This is a genomic window from Flavobacterium alkalisoli (assembly GCF_008000935.1).
Taxonomy (GTDB): Bacteria; Bacteroidota; Bacteroidia; order Flavobacteriales; family Flavobacteriaceae; genus Flavobacterium; species Flavobacterium alkalisoli.
Window position 1 is genome coordinate 3111541 of sequence record NZ_CP042831.1, and the last position, 19937, is coordinate 3131477.

The window sequence follows — 19937 nt, forward strand, 5'->3', positions numbered from 1 at the left end:
TCAGATAGTATTGTGAATACCCAGTAAATACTGGTGTTTTAAACAAGGTTACGGAGCCTCTTTCTCCGCTTAATTAAAGCCTTCGATTTTATCGAAGGCTTTTTTATTTTATCACAATTTACTCTAATTTAAAAATTAAGCTTAAATAAAAAGCCAATTCATAAATATTGAATTGGCTTTTACAAACTACTAACTTTCAAAAAAATATTTAAAACTCTTTGTTTAGTGAGTTATCTAACACTAAATTCATAGATTGTTTTTGTTTTATATTTCTCTCCCGGCCTTAATACAACCGAAGGAAATTCTTTTTGGTTAGGCGAGTCGGGGTAATGTTGTGTTTCCAGACACAGACCACTACGATTCTCATAGTTCCCTTCTTTTTTATTTTTCAGAGTTCCGTCTAAAAAGTTTCCGCTGTAAAACTGAATTGCCGGTTGGTCTGTATAAACTGTCATGTATCTGCCTGAATCTTTATGATATAAACCTGCAACTTCTTTCATGTGTTTAACAGTATCATTAAATATCCAGCAATGGTCATATCCTTTTCCTATTACAAGCTGATTGTTATGTACATTAATATCTTCCTTAATATTTTTTGCTATTGTAAAATCAAATGGTGTTCCGGTAACAGACCTTAACTCACCTGTAGGAATAAGGGTATTATCAACAGGTAAAAACTTATCGGCCTTAAGCTCTAAACTGTGATCAAGTATAGTTTTAAAATTACCTGACAAATTAAAGTACGAGTGCTGAGTAAGATTTATTATAGTTGTTTTATCTGTAGTGGCTTCATAAGAAATCTCAAGAGCATTTTTATTAGTAATCGTATAAATTACAGTAACGTCTAGATTTCCCGGATATCCTTCTTCCCTATCTACAGATGTGTATGACAACTTTAATGAAGGCTCATCTTCTGCAATTATCTCGGCTTTCCAAATCCTCTGGTCAAAACCTTTACCTCCGTGTAAATGATTAACTCCATCATTAACCGGAAGCTGATAATCAACATCCTCTAATGTAAATTTCCCTTTAGCTATACGATTACCGTAACGTCCTATAATTGCGCCAAAATATGACGGATTACCATTTAGATATAAATCAGGAGTTGTATATCCTAATACTACATCTTCATATTTTCCTTCTTTATCAGGTGCTGTTAATGATATAATAGCTCCGCCCATTGTAATGACTTCCATTTGCATACCCTTTATATTAATTAAGGTATACTTATGGATTTCCTCTCCTTCAGAAGTTACAGCATATACAGAATCGGTAACAGAAGATTTAGCTTCTTCCTTACATCCCTGTAAAATAAAGGCTGTTAAGATTATAATGATACTTTTAAAATTCATATATACATTATATTCTGTTATTTTGTATTTACTTCAATACTACCGCCATTTTTAAATAAATCATGTGGTATAAAATATCCTTTTATATCAGAACCATTTATTTTTATTGACTTTAAATCTCTTTTACCATTAGGATTACTTAATATAAGCTTTTTACCCGATGGCATAGTCCATTCAACTTTATCAAAAATCGGTACTGTCACAATATATTCAGGATCAGCCGGGGATAAAGGATATAAACCTAAAGCTGACCATACAAACCATGATGACATTTCACCCGCATCGTCCATACCACACATAGCAAGACCTTCAGGTCCAATATCATACATGGTAGCTAAAACTTCATCAATAATCTTTTGCGATTTTTCAGGCTTATTTACAAAATAATATGAGAAAGGAGCTTCGTGAGCCGGCTGATTACCATGGCAGTACTGACCTATAAAACCTGATATATTCCAGGCTATGTACTCAGGATTCCAGGGTTTTGTGAAAAATGTATCAAGCTTCTTCTCAAAAGCTTTTTTACCACCGTAAAGTTTAACCAAACCCTCCATATCATGAGGCACATAAAACGAGACATTCCAGGCATTGGCTTCACGATACATATATTCATAATACGGATATTCAGGGTTAAAAGGAGTAATCCAGTCTCCGTTTTCAAGTCTTCCTCTCATAAAGTTGGTTTGCTTGTCAAATACATTACTATAGTTTTTAGAACGTTTCTCTAAATCCTTATAATGCTCAGTATCTCCTAACTCTTTAGCAAGAAGTGATAAAGCATGGTCATCATAAGCATATTCAAGTGTTTTTGTAACACCGGCTTTTGCTTTCGTTTCCACATGTGGATCCTCAACATCAGGATCTGAAATAAAACCTTTGGCAATATATTCGGAAATATAAGGTCTTGTACCGCCCTCTTTATAGGCGTTATTTAATAGTAATTGATAAGCCTTATTTACATCATAATCTCTAATACCTCTTAGATAGGAACCTGCAATGAAAGATGCTGCGTGATCACCATGAAAAAATGTAGGCATAAAACCTTTTATTTCTCCTTCATTAATCATAGAGTTTATAACATCGTTTGTTACATCCGGAGAACAAATACTAAGGAGTACAAGCTTATTCCTGTAATCATCCCATAAAGATGGCAGGGTATAATAACGATAATTTTCTTTTCTAATCTTACCGGCTTCATCCGTAAACTGTCCGTTTACGTCACTTCTAAGTGCTGGCCAAAGAAACGATCTGTAAAGCATGCTGTAAAACAACATGTTTTGGTGGGTTGTACCGCCCTGTACTTCAATTTTAGACAACAGGCTTTCCCATGTAGTATTACCTTCCTGGTAAACTTGTGAAAAAGTTTTATTACCTACCTCATTTTTTAAATTCTCAGCCGCATTTTCAACACTTACAAAAGACAAAGCTATTTTTAGAGTTACAGGGTTATTACCATCCTTAAGAGATAATAATGCATATCCGTTGCTTTTAGTAATATCTTTTACATCTGTATTAAGAATATCAGTATCTACAGTAGCGTAAAAATAAATTTTCTCTCCTCCGGTTCTCTGATATCCGGTAATTACATTTGCTCCTTCCTGTTTAATAGTCCAGTCGTCTACATGATTGTTTGCTTTACCTAAATCAAACAATATCTTTCTGCCTGAATTATTTTTATAAGTATACTCGTGTACACCACAACGTAAGGTAGAAGTAAGTTTTACCAAAACATCATAGTCATCCAGATACACTTCGTAATATGCCGGACTAGCTTTTTCCTTATCATGACTAAAAGCAGACTGATATGGTACTGACGCATTCCCCGATACAGGAAGTATTGGAATATGGCATAAATTCCAATGCCCTTTATTAGTATGGGTAAAACCTAAAATTGAGGTGTCTTCATATTCATAACCAGCCCCAGACCTATATTTTGTCATGGGACTTAATTGCACCATAGCATTAGGAACAGAAGAACCCGGAAATACAAGCCCTGCCCATACACGCATATCTGCCGGAGGCGTATACCCTATAATTTTTGTATCTAATAAGGGAGCTGTACCTATAAAAGGATTAACCTGTGAGGTATATTTTGTTTTTGCAACACTTGTCTTTAACTGTGCCGATGCCTCCCCTAAACATAAGATGGCAACCAAAAAAGCAAGTGCAAAATTATTTTTGTATATTTTCATAATTTAAAATTGCTTTTATACTTCCAAAAGTTCAGGGTGTTTTTTATAAGTATCCCACAGTAATTCTCCAAACAGTGTATTTGCCCAGGCAAACCAGTGTCTTGTAAAGTTTTTAGGATCATCCTTATGGAAGGATTCATGCATAAACCCTGTATCGCCGTGTGTAGCTTTCAGCATCTTTATACATTCCTTTATTTCATTTTCATCTGTGCTTGTAAGAGCTCTCATGGTAATTGCCATAGGCCATATCATATCCATGCCTACATGAGGGCCTCCAATACCTTCGGCCGCAGTACCTTTAAAGAAGAAAGGGTTATCTGTAGAAAGAACAAAATTTCTTGTGTTTTGATAAACTGGGTCGTTTACATCAACTGCGTCAAGGTAAGGTAATCCCAGTAAACTTGGCACATTGGCATCATCCATCAATAAACTGTTTCCAAATCCGTCTACTTCAAATGCGTAAATTTTTCCATATTTAGGATGATTTATAATTGCATGTTCTTTTAATGCCATGTCCACTTCTGCTCCAAGTGTTTCGAGCTCTTTTGCAGTAGCATTGTCCTTTTTAATTTCCCTCAGCATTTCTGCAGCCTGCTTCATACTAACTACAAGAAAGAAATTTGAAGGTATCAGAAATGAAAATACTGTAGCATCGTCACTTGGCCTAAATGCTGAACATACCAGTCCAACCGGTTTAACAGGGTATCCGTATCCTTTTAGTGCTCTTGTATCGGTCCCAAACTGGGTTGTACGTTGGAATGAGTACGGATTTTTTCCATCCTTTTCCTGTTGATCCCTAAAAACTTTAAGTGTTGTTTTTATTGCATTTACCCAGTTTTCATCAAACGGAGATGTATCTCCAGTGGTTTTCCAGTAGTTATAAGCAAGGCGTATAGGGTAACATAAAGAATCTATTTCATATTTTCTTTCATGTACCCCCGGTTTCATATCAGTGTGGTCACTGGTCCACTCCCCTCTTTTGTTGGGGTCTCCATAAAATGCATTCGCATACGGATCTTTTAATATGTATTCTGTTTGCCTGTTAATAACTCCGGCAATAAGATTTTTAAGCTTAGTGTCTTTTCCTGCAAAAGCCATATATGGCCACACCTGAGCAGAGCTGTCCCTTAACCACATAGCATCTATATCACCTGTAATTACATAAGTATCAGGTCTTCCGTTTTTTTGCGCATACGTTACTGTAGTATCCAGTGTATTTGGAAAACAGTTATTAAATAACCAGGCAAGTTCTTTGTCTTTTACGTTTTTTTGAAACTCTGTTATCGTTTTTTCTATTACTTCACTTTCAAAATTTCTTTTGCCTTTAGCTACTCTTACTACCGGAAAATTATTTCCGCTGTTAATCCCTGCTATAATTTCCATAGGATCAAGTAAAGTTAAACCGCCGAAAAGTGCAGTATTCTGAATAAATTTTCTTCTTTGCATTCTTGTAATTTTTATAAGGTTACGCCTAATTATTCGTTTGTTAATGAGTACGGTAAATCTTCTTTATTAATTCCGCGATTCTTGTTTGGAATTTCATCCATTTCAAAATCAAGAACAGCCCCTTTTATCAGTTCTGTATGGCTAAGCCAGTTTTTAGTATACTCTTTTCCGTTAAGTTTTAATGATTTTATATACCTGTTTACTACACTGTTTTTTGGAGCATTTATTATTATCTGCTTATTGTTTTTCAGATTAATGGTAATTTTTTTGAAAAGCGGTGCTCCAAGCACATATTGATCTGTAGCTGGTGTAACAGGATAAAAACCCATCGCTGAAAATACATACCAGGCTGATGTCTGTCCATTATCCTCATCACCGCAATAACCATCAGGATTAGGGGTATACAGCCTGTTCATAGTTTCCCTTACCCAATACTGAGCTTTCCATGGCTCACTACCATGATTATAAAGATATATCATATGCTGTATTGGCTGGTTGCCATGAGCATATTGTCCCATATTTGCCACCTGCATTTCGCGCATTTCATGAATAAACCCTCCGTTAAAACTATTATTAAATACCGGAGGCATTGCAAAAACACTATCCAGTTGCTTTACAAAAGTCTCTTTACCTCCCATAAGGTCTATAAGTCCCTGAATGTCATGAAATACAGACCAGCTATAATGCCAACTGTTGCCCTCTGTAAAACCTTCCCCCCAACGAATTGGATCAAAAGGTTTCATAAACTCTCCGTTTTGCATTTTTCCACGCATAAGATTATGCGACGGATCAAACAGGTTTTTATAATTCTGACTTCTTTTCTTGTATAAGGCAATTTCCTTTTTAGGCCTTTTTAACGCCTTAGCCAATTGGTAGATGGCAAAATCGTCATAAGCATATTCTAAAGTTCTTGCAGCACTTTCGTTAACTACGTCATAAGGAACATAACCTAATTGTATATATTGCTCAGCTCCGGCGCGCCCTACTGCCTTTAAAGGCCCAGCATTATTAGCTCCGTGTATTACCGCTTCATAAAGCGTATTAATATCATACTGGTTATCAGATCCTATTTTAAGATACGCATCGGCAACTACTGAAGCAGAGTTATTCCCTACCATGATATCTCTTAAACCGGGGCTTGCCCATTCCGGCAACCAGCCACTTTCTTTATATGCATTTGCCAAACCAGCCTGTATTTCTGAATTCTGTTCAGGAAAGACCAGATTAAGAAAAGGAAATAAAGAACGGAAAGTATCCCAAAAACCGGTATCTGTATACATATGCCCGGGCAAAATATTTCCGTTATAAGGACTATAATGCATTACATTTCCGTTAGCATCATACTCATAAAATTTACGAGGGAAAAGCATGGAACGGTATAAACAGGAATAAAAGGTAGTCGTTTGGGCAGCTGTTCCACCCTCTGGTACTATCCTTCCAAGGTTTTCATTCCAAACAGATTTACCTTTTTCCTTTAGCTGATCGAAAGAATTGTTTCCTATTTCTTTAAGGTTTATTTCTGCCTGCTCAAAACTTATAAATGATGATGCCACTTTAGCATTAACCTGTTCTCCTTGCCTTGTTTTAAAACCAATTACAGCTCCTGTATGATTTGCTTTAAGCTCAATTTCTTTTACCAAAGCATCTCCGTTAAAAGCTGAAGAAGTTGTAAAGCTCTTATCAAAAACAATTACAAAGTAGTTTTTAAAATTTTGAGGTACCCCTCCACTATTTTTAGTGGTATAACCTATAATTTTATTTTCTTCAGGTATTATTTTTATATAAGATCCGTTATCAAATGCATCTACAACAATATAGGCTTCATCTGTTTTAGGAAAAGTAAATCTAAAAAGTGCTGCCCTTTCTGTAGGAGTTATTTCGGTTGTTACATTATGATCTGCCAGATAAACACTATAATAATATGGTGTTACCGTTTCTGCCTTGTGAGAAAACCAACTTTGCCTATCTTCTTCCTTAAATCTAAGTTCTCCCGTTATCGGCATAATAGAAAATTGTCCGTAATCATTCATCCACGGAGAAGGCTGATGGGTTTGCTTGAAACCTTTAATTTTTGTTGCATTATAGGTGTATGCCCAGCCATCTCCCATGCCTCCTGTTTGGGGAGTCCAAAAATTCATACCCCACGGCATGGCTATAGCCGGATATACATTCCCGTTTGAGACATGATAATCAGAGTCTGTACCCATTAACGGACTCACCCATTCTACAGGTGTTTTACTGTCGTTAACAGGTACAGTCTGACCACTACTAGTAACAGATGCGGTTACTATTACTAACCCTAACAAAATATTTTGTATGCTTAATCTTTTCAACTTATTAATTAATTTATTGAATTGATTACTTCCTGATTTGCTTTTCTGACTTCTGAAAAATTCATCTTATCAACCTTTCTGTCATAGGTCATAAAACCATTAACCTCCCCTTCAACATCTGTCGTTTGAGTATATACGGCTCCTGAGAATCCTGATTTCGCAAGTTTTTTTAATAGATCTGTATATTCAATGTATTTAGCAGTAGTCTCGTTTTTATTTTTAAACTGGGTATACCCCCAGTTCTTATCTGTTTGCCATAAATGTCCTTCAACAGGAAGGCCTATACCTCCATACTCTCCTAATACAGTTATTCTTCTTGCATCATACAGTAATAAGTTAGGTTGCGGATAATGGTGTATATCCAAAATATCTCCTGTTTGGAAATGATTACCCCCACTAGCCGAATTTACCAGCCTGCTTGGGTCATACTTTTTTGTCCATTCAGTAATTTCAACAGTTTTAAACTGTCCCCATGCTTCATTAAACGGAACCCATACTACGATACTTGGATAAGAGTATAGATTATCCATAATCTCCTTCCATTCTTTTCTGTAGTATTCTTCAGATTGTGCCGTTCTCTTCAGCTCAGTACCCTCAAAATAATTATGCATTTGCCATATAGGTCCGTCATCTCCGCTTGGCATATCCTGCCAAACTAAAATTCCTAACCTGTCGCAGTGTGTATACCATCTTTGCGGTTCAACCTTAACGTGTTTACGAATCATATTAAACCCTAGCTCTTTAGTTCGTACTATATCATACTTTAAAGCCTCATCTGTTGGTGCTGTATATAAACCATCAGGCCACCAACCCTGATCTAAAGGACCAAACTGAAAACAATCCTTATTATTAAGCTGCATTCTTACTATACCGCTATCATCACGCTTAGATGATATTTTACGCATAGCAAAATAACTCTTTACTTCATCCTGTACTTTACCGCCGCTTATAAGCTTAACTTTTATATCATAAAGAAACGGAGAATCCGGAGACCATAGTTTTGGATTATTTAAAACTATATCAACCGATTGTCCCGCAACACTTTTTGAGGAAGCAACAACGGTATTTCCGTCATATACAATTACTTCAATGATATCACCTTTGTCAGCACCTTCAACTTCACTTAAAATAGTTATACTGTTATTATCAATATTAGGAGTTGATTTCAGGTTTTCAATATGTTTTTTACTTACAGGCTCCAACCATACCGTTTGCCATATACCTGTTACCGGTGTATACCAAATTCCTTCCGGATTTTTAACCTGCTTTCCTCTGGGTTGAGGTCCGTCATTTGACGGATCCCAAACCTTAACTTTAAGTTTATTTGATTTCCCGTTTAAAAATGGTGTAATATTAAAGGAGAAAGGGCTAAATCCTCCTGTATGAACACCTACTTTTATGTCATTAATCCATACTTCGGCTTTCCAGTCCACAGCACCAAAGTGTAATAAGATATCTTTACTTTTCCAGTTACTATCTATAGAAAATGTGGTTTCATACCAAAGCTCATTTGCTGAGCCAACTTCTTTCATAACCCCTGACAGACTTGACTCTACAGCAAAGGGAACAAGAATTTTTCCGTCATATTTTGAAGGAGCAGTTTTTCCTACCGGCTGAATTGCATAATCCCAAAGCCCGTTAAGGTTTTTCCATTTGTCACGTTCCATTATAGGGCGCGGGTATTCCGGTAGTGTTTTATTTGGGTCTACCTGCTCTGCCCATTTAGTTTTTATTTTATTTCCTTGTGGCTGCCATTGTTGTGCATTAACGACATGGGTAGCAACAAGGGCAATTATTGTAACAATATATTTTTTCATTATTATTTTACTTTCTTATTAATAACTTTTGCAATCGCTTTTTCAACCAAAGGTTCCATTATAGCATAACCTTCCTGATTAGGATGTACACCATCTTCACCAAGTTCTTTTTTTAATCCAAGTTCGCTATTTACCATAGCTGAATAATAATCTACATAAGGAATATTATTCTCGTTGGCATAACTTTTAAGCATTGCATTAAGTTTAACCACTTTGGGGCCAGGATTTTTTCCCGGACTCCACGGAAAATCGGAGGCCGGAAGTACTGAACACAGTATTACTTTTATGCCGTGAGCCTTTGCCAGCTCTGCCATAGAAAAGATATTACCTGCTGTTTGTTCTAAAGATATTGGCCCTGTGTTTTCGGCAATATCATTGATACCTGCCAAAATAACAACGGCTTTTGGTTGTAAGTCTATTACATCCTGCCTGAATCGAAGAAGCATTTGCGGCGTGGTTTGCCCGCTTATACCCCTATCTATATATGATTTACCTTCAAAAAATGAAGGGCTTGTTCTTAGCCATCCTTCAGTAATGGAATTCCCCATAAATACCACCCTCTTTTCCATCGCCTTAGGTTTTCCCAATCTTATATTTTCTTTTTCATATTTTTTTAAGTTAGCACAATCCTGTGCATTTGTATTCTGAAATCCAAACACAACAAAAAGAGCCATCAGGAAAATTACTTTTTTCATGTATTATTTTATGCGTATATTTTTTAGCTGGTTTAATAAAAAGATTAACCGCCGTTAGAATAAACTCCTCCCGGCGGTTACATATTTAATCTAATAATTGCTCTTCATGAAGTTTTGCTGCTGCTTCGATAAGCATAACACCACTTAATTGTGTTGTTAAATCAGTAGTTCCTGTTGGTGTGTTTTTCCAATTTGGTCCGCACATCATTGAAGGTCTAAGTAAACCATCATTGTAGAAAGTAGTTGCATTAAATCTTAAGAAATTTACATAACTGCTACGATCAGTAGAGTTTAAAGAAGATACTTCTATAAGTTCTGTAAAATATCTCACTAAAATACCTTTAAATAATCCGCCATCTCCCTGACCTTCATCCCTAAGAATACCTTCGGATGTTAACTGAGGGCTAGTCATTAAAGTATTTGCAGATTTAACGGCATCATTTAAATATGACTGATCACCAGTTGCATTATACAACCATACACCAGCACCAATATATGTACCCATATTATATGTAAACACCCAATCAGAATTTACAACCGGAGTGCCTTCAGGGCCATCAGATGAAATGTTATCCCACACTATACCATTAGATGGGTTTACAAGAGTACTCTTTTGCCAATTATAGATTTTTTGAGCCCAAACAAGATCATCAGGATTCTGGTCTATTCCATATAATCGCATCGCTAATATTGCAGCCGGGGCATTAGAAACGGCATTTTTTTGATAAGGTGTATCCTGTTTCCATGTAATACCGCCATTAAAAACATCATCACTCCAACTCTGTTTTATTATTCCCCATAATTCCAGAGCTACATCTTTGTAGTCCTCATCATTAGTAGCATTATAAGCACGAACACAAGCATTACCCAACCATATCATATCGTCGTTAAACACATTGTTGTATGTACCTCCGTTCTTAATTTTTATACCATTAAGCAAAGCTTTCATTCTTGGTACATAATTTTCATCCCCCGTACGTAAATAACCGTCTGTCAATACATCCAGTACATGGGCATTTGGCCAGTAGTGAAATGTTGAATTACCGGCATTGTTTTGTACAAAAGTTCCGTTTGAACCTAAGAAAGTATTGTAGGTAGCAGCCTGTAATGAATCGGCAGTCTTAGCCCAGGTATATTCAAATTCCTGTCCTCCTCCAGTAGAAGGATCGTTTAACGGAATAGGATCATCATCACACGAAGTAACTAAAGCACCTAAACCCAAAACGAATACTGCCGCATATTTTTGTATCGAAAATAAACTTTTCATATTAAATGTTTTTCATCCTTCGCTGCATAACAGCGAAGGATATTTTTTATTATTAAAGTACTGTAAAGCTATGTGTATATGCCGGTATTGTTGCGCCAAAATCTATTTTAGCATTAACATTACTCATGTCTACCGGCGTAGCAAATTTGAAACAGTTATTCCAAAAATCATTGGTTACAGGAACCATATACCAGTAAGATTCCGAAGAATTCTCATCCGGTCTGTTGTTATCTGCATTAACACTACCAAACCATTCTTCTGTAGTTTCTCCGTCAGTTACTACAGTAAATTTAAATTTATAACGCTCATCTCTTCCCCAAGATTCCTGCTTAAACTCAATGTATTCATTTAAAGCTTCCCATGTTCCGTGGCCTGCATAATTATACTCAAATAAATATTCACTTAATGGAGGGAACCATAGTTCTATTTTTTGAATTTCAGTAATTTCTGTAGATCCATCACTAAAGTCAACCCTAATTCTGTACACTTTAGTTTCATCGCTATAAGTAGTAGATCCGTCTTGTTTTAAATCGCCGTTATTAATATAAAACACTTCCGGTGTTCCGTTTATACGTGTAATAAAACTGTATTCTCCTGCCTGTAACTGAGTGTAAATCTCAAATGTTGAAACTCCTGTTTTTTTGAAAGGAATTGCATTTTCAACCACATCACCTTCTTCAGAAGCTGAACCAGTAATGAATAACTGATCTGGAGGTGAAAAACCACCCGGACGTAAAACTTCAATAGTACGGTAAACAGAAGCCATCATAAAGTTTATTCCTTTAGATGAGCGAACTGTCCATTTCAGTTTCCCTGTAGTTTCAGGCTCAATACCAGCTAAACCTGCAATTGTGTTAAGCTTGGTAAAAGTAAGGTTCAGTGTTTTTTGGAATCCGTTACCATCAGAAGGGATAACATAAACGGGGTTAGAAAAATCGCCATTTTCTTTATCAAAAACAACATCATAAAGTACAACACCATTATCTTCAGCATACGCTCCCTGCCACTCAAATAAGGCAGAACTTTGTGCACCTAAATCATAGAATTTATTGTCTTCAGGTAAGTATAACGCCTCAACAGCCGAAACATTAGTGTGACTTACGGTATCATCATCCGAGCATCCTGTAGCCAGAACAGCTAAAAACAGGAATAATAATTTTGTATATAAATTTTTCATATTGATTGTTTTTAAGTTTTAAAATTTTTACCAACCAGGGTTTTGAGTTAAATTGCTATTTATCAATCTCTCATCACGAGGTATAGGCCATAAATAATGTTTACCGGGATCAAAAGTTCTAAGGTTTGCTCTTATATAACCATTATCCTGAGACTCTATTCCGTACTGAGCACCATGAGCCCATCCGTTAAGTACATCTTCTGCTATTTTCCACCTTCTGATATCAAAGATCCTTAAGCCTTCCATAGCAAATTCTGAACGTCTCTCATTTCTTACCACATCCCTTAACTGAGCCTGGTTTAAAGAACTGTCAAAATTTAATGCTAATGCATCCGTAAATCCGGCTCTTTCTCTTAATGCCCCAATAGTAATATCCCAAACACTGCTGTCCAGCTGGCCAAGTTCATTTTTAGCTTCAGCGTACATTAACAGTACATCTGCATAGCGAATAAGCATTAGGTTAAGACCTGACTGTAAAGAAGATAAATGCTGAGGATCAAAATATTTACGTGTGTAATATCCGGTAGGACTTGCTGATGAACCAGGAACATACTCGTCCGGAGCATCATCACCCGGAAAAGTTCCCGGCTTTATATAAATAGTACTTGAAGTTCCGTCTTCATTTTCCCAATCATATAAATGATATACCACAGTACCTGTTAATCTTGGATCCCTGTTTACATAAGGATTTTGTTCATCATACCCAGAATCCTGATCGTTAATCTTATGTCCGTTTAGCATAAGGTAACTATCAACCAGTTCCTGTGTAGGGGCTAAAGCATTAAGCCTTGCTCCAACAGATAAAGGAGCCATATCAAAAAACTCTCCCCACATTCTGTCCTGAGGAACATATTGAATACTTAGGATATCTTCACTATTGTATTCATTTTGAGGAAGAAAAATACCGCTATATGAATTAAACAGACTGTAATCACCATATTGGCCATTCATTAACTGTTCTGTCGCTTCAACAACTTCATCCCATCTTTCTTCATATAAAAGTACTCTTGCTTTTAGGGCAAGTGCAGCCCCCGAGGTTACTCTACCCCTATCCTGAGGTGCATATTGTGAATTTGTAGGCAATATTTCTATAATGTCATCCAGTTCATTTAATACAAATTCAACAACCTGTGCATGAGAAGTACGTGTAATTGAAGTAGCTTCTTCCAGAGACGGGTCGTGATCCAGTAATGGTATATTTCCAAACCATGTCGTTAATTGAAAGTGTTGAAAAGCTCTTAAAAAACGAGCTTCTGCCTTAAATCTTTCAATTGTCTCTACATCACTTGTTGATACCCTGTCTATATTCTGAAGTAATAAATTACAGGTTTTTATTCCGGCATATCTACTATTCCATTCATCTTTTAACCTTGCTAACGAAGGGTCATATATACCGGCAGCTATAGAAGCAACACCTGCCACATCTCCCCTGCCATTATAAGCATTATCAGACAAACCTTCGTTGTAAAAGAAATAATTACTGTTCTGCATCTGAGAATAAGCAGTATTTAATACAGTAGATGCATTCTCAATACTTGTCCAGTAGTTTGAATCGGTAAACTGATTTTCCGGTGCAAGATCTAACGGCTCACAACCCACTATCATTAAGGCAGCAAGGGGAACAAGAAAAAGTTTATTTAAAATTCTGTTTTTCATTTTCATTTTTTTATAGAGTTATATCTAAGCCTAAACCAACATAAATCAATGTAGGATAAGCCCTTCCGCTATTAGCTCCTGATGCTGTCATATTACCGTTAAACTCTGAAAGTTCAGGATCTACAAATTTAACTTTAGATAATGTAAATAGGTTTTGACCTGAAGCATACATACGGAATTTTTCAACACCTATTTGTTTAGCAGCACTATCAGGAAGTGAATAACCAATCTGAACATTTTTAAGCCTTAAATAGGCACCGTCATAAAGATACATATCAGATCCTCTTCTAAAGTTATTGGTATTAGACTGAGTACCGTTATTTGCTAAACGAGGATATTTTGCATCAGGGTTTTGTGGTGTCCAGTAATCCAATTGATGTGTATACATGGTCATACCATAATTATAATGAAATGGTTCAACTAATTCACCTCTTATCATCATTGTTCTTTTACCTACACCCTGAACAAATATTCCCAAATCAAAGTTTTTATAACCTAAATTATAAGTAACTCCATAAGTATATCTTGGGAATGGATTACCAAAAATGAATTTATCGTTATCATCAATTTTTCCGTCTTTATTAAGGTCAACATATCTGTTATCCCCAGGCTGTACACTTACACCAACAGGAACAGCTGCTCCTTGAATTTCTTCCCAACTTTGGAAGTAACCATCTCTCATCAACCCTACATAAGAGTTATATGGAAGCCCTTCACGTAAAATAACCTGCATTTCTTCAAGGTTTGTTAACCTTTCCTGACCTCCGTTAAAGTCAAGCACTTTATTTTTTGAATCACCAACATTTACAGTAAGGCTGTGATTAAAAACTTCACCTGAATGTCTGTAAGTAAGACTTACTTCCCATCCTTTACTACCAACTTCTGCAGAGTTAAAATCAGGAAGACCAGTTCCAAATACACCCGGCACCTGAGGTGGTACAAGTATATCTCTGGTAACTTTATTAAAATAATCAAAAGTTAAACTAAGAGCTCCTTTAAAAAAATCAGCATCAAGACCAATATTAAAAGTAGAGGCTTTTTCCCACTGAATATTCTGATTAGCAAAATTATATCCTGTACCGGTTACACCTGTATTGTTAAAGCCATAGGCATTTTGAAAAGTAAAGTAAGTAGTTTGAAACTGATAATTTCCAACATTTTGATTTCCTACTACACCATATGAAGACCTTAGTTTAAGATTACCTACATTAGAGCGGTAACTTTCCATAAAATCCTCACGAGTCACATTATAACCAACTGTTACAGAAGGAAAGAATCCCCAACGTATGTCTTTTCTGAATTTAGATGAACCATCATATCTAAAACTGAATTCAGTAAAATATTTATTTTCAAAATCATAAGAAACACGTCCAAACAATGAATTAAGACTATTTTTTGATGAGCTTTGATTAGAATTATATGAGTTTTCACTAATAACTGTTTCACTTGTAGGAGTTCCTAGATCAGGATCTGTATAAAGCTTATAAATACCCGTTCCTCTATCAGAATGATTTTCATTAGAAACACCAACTAGTACATCTACATAATGCTTATCTGCAAATGTATTGGTATATTCTGCCATAAACTGAGTATTAAGATCTAAACTCTTACGGCTTTCATCATTTGTATTCCTGTCTGCTCCATAAATACCCCCTGGTTCAAAATTAACTGTCTGGACTCTGCTATACATAGTATTAGACCAAGATCTTCCCCCAAAAATACCTTTTAATTTAACGTTATCTGTCAATTTAAGTTCGGCATTGATAGTACCGAAAATATCATCATTATCATATCTTCTAAATCCGCCTTCTTCTAAAATACCTAATGGATTAAACTGTTGAAGAACATCATTAGTAAGATAGTTCCCGTTTTCATCTTTTTGAGTATAATATAAAGGTACCCTGAAAGCATCTACCATTAGTGTACTGGTACTGGAAGAATGATCTGTTATTTTTTGTTTAGCATAAGCTATTGACGATGTCAGTTTAAATCTGTTGTACTCATTTACAAGATTAATCCTGTAGTTATAACGTTCCATACCTTTAGAAGGGCCTACAAAATTACTCCTCTGATCCAGATAACCTGCAGAAACAAGATAGCTTGAATTTTCATTACCTCCTGATACTGAGAAATTATGATTTTGTTGTAATGCAGGCTTAACTATTTCTTCGGCAAACCATTCAGTATCACCATTTGCCTTCATAGTTGCAATTTCATCTGCCGTAAAAACAGCACTGGACTCTCCTGAGTTATAGGCAGCTTCATTCCTTAGCATAGCATTTTCATAACCGTGAACAGGTTTTGTAAAATAATGTGGAGAATTAAAACCAACAAGAGTATTATACTGTACTGTGATTTTTGAATTCTTTTTTCCTTTACGTGTAGTTATAAGGATTACCCCATTACTGGCTCTTGAACCGTAAATTGCTGTACTACCGGCATCTTTAAGAACTGATACACTTTCTATATCTGCAGGATTTAAAGAATTTATATCTCCCCCCACAATACCGTCTATTACAACTAACGGACTGTTATTACCAAGTGTACCAATACCCCTAATATTTATATTAAGTGGTGCACCGGGTTCAGAATTAGTTTGCTGTATAGTTAAACTTGGTGATTTACCCTGAAGCGCCTGAGTTGTATTTACAACAGCCCTTCCGTTAAATGCTTCGTTGTTTACCTGATCGACAGCTCCAATAACCTTACCCCTCTTCTGGGTGCCATACCCTATTACTACAACCTCCTCAAGGTTTGTAGAGGAATCCTGCATAACAATTGTAATGTTTGGGCCTTCGCTTGCCTTCTTCTCAATCGTTTGCATTCCTATATAAGAAAAAACAATTACAGATTCTGATGAAGAAACTTCAATTGAGTAGTTTCCATCCAAATCTGTTTGTATAGCATTCGTAGTTCCTTTTTCAGAAACTGTAACACCTGGTAAAGTGACACCTGTGGCATCACTTACCGTACCTGATACCCTTACCTGGGTTTGGGCAAAAGCCGAAGAAGAAAATAATAGCAGTAGTGATAAGGTAAGTAAAGTGCTTTTTAAATTACACCCTTCCCTTATTTTTAGCAAATCTCTGCTTTGCCGAAAATTTTTAAAAGTAGTTTTGATTTTCATTAAGTTGATTGTTAACTAGGAATAATTAATTATGTTTAAAAACAAATGTACTAAAACGATTTAGTAAAACAAATATTTTTTTATTTAGCAAATTAATTATGTTAAATTATCAATCAAGTGTTAAATAATACACGACTTTTTAAAAATAATACAATGATAACAGCGAAGTACAGAATTATTTTTTTTGAATTTATGTTTTTATTCAAAATAAAATTTAACGTATTCTTAATTTTAAGGAGCAATATTTTAAAATTAAGAAAAACTAAATTCTTAAAATACCTGCTTTGGTTTTGATGACTCTCTAATCTTCAATTCTGTGTTAAGAATAATCTTTTGGGGTTTGTCGTCTGTTTTTTTAAGCAGATTAAGCATTATCTTCATAAGCTCCTCACCTATTTGATATAAAGGTTGCGCTACCGCAGTTATGGTAGGATTACAAATAGAAAAGAATTCATTATCGTCAAATGTTACTACCCCAAAATTCTTTTTTAAAGCATCACAGTCTGATTTAAGTGACTCCAATCCTCTGAGAGCTAAATAATTTGTAGAGAAAAACAACGAATCCAGTTCAGGATTATCGGCAACAAAAGAATAAATCAAATCTCTACTAAGCTGTGTACTGGTCTCGTTATAAGGTATGTATAAAATGTTCGAAACAAGACCATTGTCGGAAATAGCTCGTTTATAACCATTTAAACGATCAAGCATTTGTGTTTGAGAAGTATCGGTAGTAATAAAACCAATTTTCCTGTATTGATTCTTTATTAAATGCTCTGTAGCATTATAAGCAGCTTCATCGTTGTTTACAATAACAATATTACTTTCTAAATCAGAGAAATATCTATCAAGAAGTACAACTGGTATATTTTCGTCAATAAGCTGTTTAATTACTCCCTGCATCCCGGGAGAAGGAACAATAATAAATCCGTCAACCATCCTGAAGTTGAACAGCTGGATAAGCTCTTCAGATTTATTGTCGTCATTCTCATTACTGCAAAAAATAACTTTATAACCTTTCTCATAGGCCATATCTTCTATAATTCTTGCTAATTTGCTAAAGAAGTTATTTGAGATATCTTCAACCATAAAAACCAGGATTTTTGATTTTCCTGTTCTAAGGCTCTGAGCTATCTGATTAGGCCTGTAATTTGTTTTTTTCACATAGTCTAAAACCTTTTGAGTCATCTCTTTAGAGATGTGTTTCTCTTCTGCTTTACCATTAAGTACAAATGAAACTGTAGTAACAGATATATTGAGGGCCGTTGCGATACTCTTTATTGATACTTGTTTCTTCTTCATGTTATACAGATGATGATAAGGTGATAGTTCTGTTTTATTTTATGCAATAATACGTTAATTTATAACTAAAATGATAAAACATTTTCAGAAATAAAAAACTATTGGCGCTAAATTCATAATATATTAAGCTTAAATTCCACTTTTTTGAGACTGGTTTTGTATTTAATTTCAACTCTTAACAGATATAAATACTTTTACAATATTTCCAAAACCTAACTTATATCATATTTTATGTTTTGAGCAGTGATTTACTTTGCCTAAAAAGTAAATTAAGATGAAATACTGGAAAAAATTCTCCCATGACGAACGTCTGAAATATATTAAGAAAGCATTACAGGGTAATGTTAATTTTTCCGAAGATCCTTCTCTGGGCTATCCTGCCTCAAGACTTGATGAAAAAGTTTTTAATGATGAGGCTACTTTTTTAAAAGACTCCCCTATTTTGCAATCCTTTGTTGCAAACCCTAATCATATTGGCTGCCACACCTTCGGTTCTTCAGAAAAAGCTTTTAAAGGCACGCAGGATGTAGAACGTAAAGTACTTAACATCGTGGCTGTAGATATTTTTAAAGCACAGCCTGATTCTTTTGATGGCTATATCGCTCCGGGAGGAACAGAGGCTAATATACAGGCGATATGGGTATATAGAAACTACTTTATAAACAACTATAATGCATTACCCGAAGAAATTGTAATTCTGGCTTCGGAAGATACACATTATTCAATTCCTAAAGGTTCTAATCTTTTAATAGTTGATTATGTGAAAGTTCCTGTAAATTTTGAGGATAGGTCAATACATAAAGAAGGACTAAAGACAATCGTTGAGAAGGCTGTTACCAATGGTAAGAAATACTTTATTATAGTAGCAAATATGGGTACCACCATGTTTGGATCAGTAGATGATGTAAGTATATATACCGATATAATGCAACAACACAAACTGACATATAAATTACATATTGATGCCGCTTATGGAGGCTTTATCTATCCTTTTAGTAATAAAGATAATGAAATAAGTTTTCTTAACCCTAATATCAGTTCCATAACTATTGATGCCCATAAAATGTTGCAGGCTCCTTATGGAACAGGAATTTTTATATGCAGGAAAGGATTTATTGAAAATGTACTGACTAAAGAAGCCGAGTATGTAGAAGGTATGGATCTCACATTATGCGGAAGCCGTTCAGGAGCTAATGCTGTAGCCGTATGGACAATACTTTCGGCTTATGGACCGCATGCGTGGTTTGAAAAAATAAGCATCCTTCAAATGAGAACCGTCTGGCTTTGTAATCAGCTTGATGAGTTAGGGATTAGTTATTACAGAAATCCCCATATGAATATCGTTACCATTAAAGCCGAAGGTATTCCTGACGAAATAGCTCATAAATTTGATTTGGTTCCTCAAAAACATGATGAATCCAACCAATGGTATAAAATCATTGTTATGGGACATGTGGAAATTGAAGATCTTTCTCAGTTTACAGATACCTTAAAAACATTACAAAATACTGTTCTTAACTAATTGCTGTGTATGTAACTTTTGTTACTGCCTTACCTATAAGCAAGATATACTTTT

General features: G+C 35.4%; 12 protein-coding genes. 1 reads left to right on the plus strand and 11 read right to left on the minus strand.

Annotated elements, in window-relative coordinates:
- Positions 1-230: 230 nt before the first annotated feature.
- From FUA48_RS14125 to FUA48_RS14175, 11 genes are all read right to left on the minus strand, one after another.
- Positions 231-1352 carry an aldose epimerase family protein gene (locus FUA48_RS14125; RefSeq protein WP_147584128.1) on the minus strand — a complete coding sequence of 374 codons (1122 nt, stop codon included), beginning with the start codon at positions 1350-1352 and terminating at the stop codon, positions 231-233.
- 17 nt (positions 1353-1369) lie between these two features.
- On the minus strand, positions 1370-3544 hold the full coding sequence (locus FUA48_RS14130; protein ID WP_147584129.1) for a GH92 family glycosyl hydrolase: 2175 nt from the start codon (positions 3542-3544) through the stop codon (positions 1370-1372).
- Between the two features lie 15 nt (positions 3545-3559).
- Entirely contained in the window at positions 3560-4990 is a 1431-nt protein-coding gene (locus tag FUA48_RS14135) for a glycoside hydrolase family 125 protein (RefSeq protein ID WP_147584130.1), read from the minus strand.
- A 29-nt stretch (positions 4991-5019) separates the two neighbouring features.
- Positions 5020-7323 (minus strand): GH92 family glycosyl hydrolase, encoded by a 2304-nt coding sequence (locus FUA48_RS14140; protein WP_262712736.1) that lies wholly within the window; start codon positions 7321-7323, stop codon positions 5020-5022.
- Positions 7324-7331: 8 nt separating this feature from the next.
- Positions 7332-9140: a glycoside hydrolase family 2 protein gene (locus FUA48_RS14145; RefSeq protein WP_147584131.1), complete on the minus strand. Its 1809-nt coding sequence runs from the start codon at positions 9138-9140 to the stop codon at positions 7332-7334.
- A gap of 2 nt (positions 9141-9142) precedes the next feature.
- A complete protein-coding gene (locus tag FUA48_RS14150) occupies positions 9143-9835 on the minus strand; it encodes an SGNH/GDSL hydrolase family protein (RefSeq protein ID WP_147584132.1) in 693 nt (230 codons plus the stop codon).
- Positions 9836-9920: 85 nt separating this feature from the next.
- A complete protein-coding gene (locus FUA48_RS14155) occupies positions 9921-11102 on the minus strand; it encodes a glycoside hydrolase family 76 protein (protein WP_147584133.1) in 1182 nt (393 codons plus the stop codon).
- Between the two features lie 52 nt (positions 11103-11154).
- A complete protein-coding gene (locus tag FUA48_RS14160; protein ID WP_147584134.1) occupies positions 11155-12279 on the minus strand; it encodes a SusE domain-containing protein in 1125 nt (374 codons plus the stop codon).
- A 27-nt stretch (positions 12280-12306) separates the two neighbouring features.
- Complete coding sequence (locus tag FUA48_RS14165; protein WP_205729412.1) at positions 12307-13935, minus strand: RagB/SusD family nutrient uptake outer membrane protein; 1629 nt, start codon at positions 13933-13935, stop codon at positions 12307-12309.
- 10 nt (positions 13936-13945) lie between these two features.
- On the minus strand, positions 13946-17062 hold the full coding sequence (locus FUA48_RS14170) for a SusC/RagA family TonB-linked outer membrane protein (RefSeq protein WP_147584136.1): 3117 nt from the start codon (positions 17060-17062) through the stop codon (positions 13946-13948).
- 270 nt (positions 17063-17332) lie between these two features.
- Entirely contained in the window at positions 17333-18361 is a 1029-nt protein-coding gene (locus tag FUA48_RS14175; protein ID WP_147584137.1) for a LacI family DNA-binding transcriptional regulator, read from the minus strand.
- 274 nt (positions 18362-18635) lie between these two features.
- Between FUA48_RS14175 and FUA48_RS14180 the strand changes: the two genes are divergently transcribed.
- Positions 18636-19883, plus strand: a complete 1248-nt coding sequence (locus FUA48_RS14180; protein ID WP_147584138.1) for a pyridoxal-dependent decarboxylase — start codon at positions 18636-18638, stop codon at positions 19881-19883.
- Positions 19884-19937 lie beyond the last annotated feature (54 nt).

Excerpts from the sequence above, each read along its gene's own strand:
- FUA48_RS14145 (WP_147584131.1), bottom strand. The coding sequence starts at position 9,140 with ATGAAAAAATATATTGTTACAATAATTGCCCTTGTTGCTACCCATGTC.
- FUA48_RS14125 (WP_147584128.1), bottom strand. The coding sequence starts at position 1,352 with ATGAATTTTAAAAGTATCATTATAATCTTAACAGCCTTTATTTTACAG.
- FUA48_RS14180 (WP_147584138.1), top strand. The coding sequence starts at position 18,636 with ATGAAATACTGGAAAAAATTCTCCCATGACGAACGTCTGAAATATATT.
- FUA48_RS14150 (WP_147584132.1), bottom strand. The coding sequence starts at position 9,835 with ATGAAAAAAGTAATTTTCCTGATGGCTCTTTTTGTTGTGTTTGGATTT.
- FUA48_RS14130 (WP_147584129.1), bottom strand. The coding sequence starts at position 3,544 with ATGAAAATATACAAAAATAATTTTGCACTTGCTTTTTTGGTTGCCATC.
- FUA48_RS14165 (WP_205729412.1), bottom strand. The coding sequence starts at position 13,935 with ATGAAAAACAGAATTTTAAATAAACTTTTTCTTGTTCCCCTTGCTGCC.
- FUA48_RS14155 (WP_147584133.1), bottom strand. The coding sequence starts at position 11,102 with ATGAAAAGTTTATTTTCGATACAAAAATATGCGGCAGTATTCGTTTTG.
- FUA48_RS14135 (WP_147584130.1), bottom strand. The coding sequence starts at position 4,990 with ATGCAAAGAAGAAAATTTATTCAGAATACTGCACTTTTCGGCGGTTTA.
- FUA48_RS14175 (WP_147584137.1), bottom strand. The coding sequence starts at position 18,361 with ATGAAGAAGAAACAAGTATCAATAAAGAGTATCGCAACGGCCCTCAAT.
- FUA48_RS14170 (WP_147584136.1), bottom strand. The coding sequence starts at position 17,062 with ATGAAAATCAAAACTACTTTTAAAAATTTTCGGCAAAGCAGAGATTTG.
- FUA48_RS14160 (WP_147584134.1), bottom strand. The coding sequence starts at position 12,279 with ATGAAAAATTTATATACAAAATTATTATTCCTGTTTTTAGCTGTTCTG.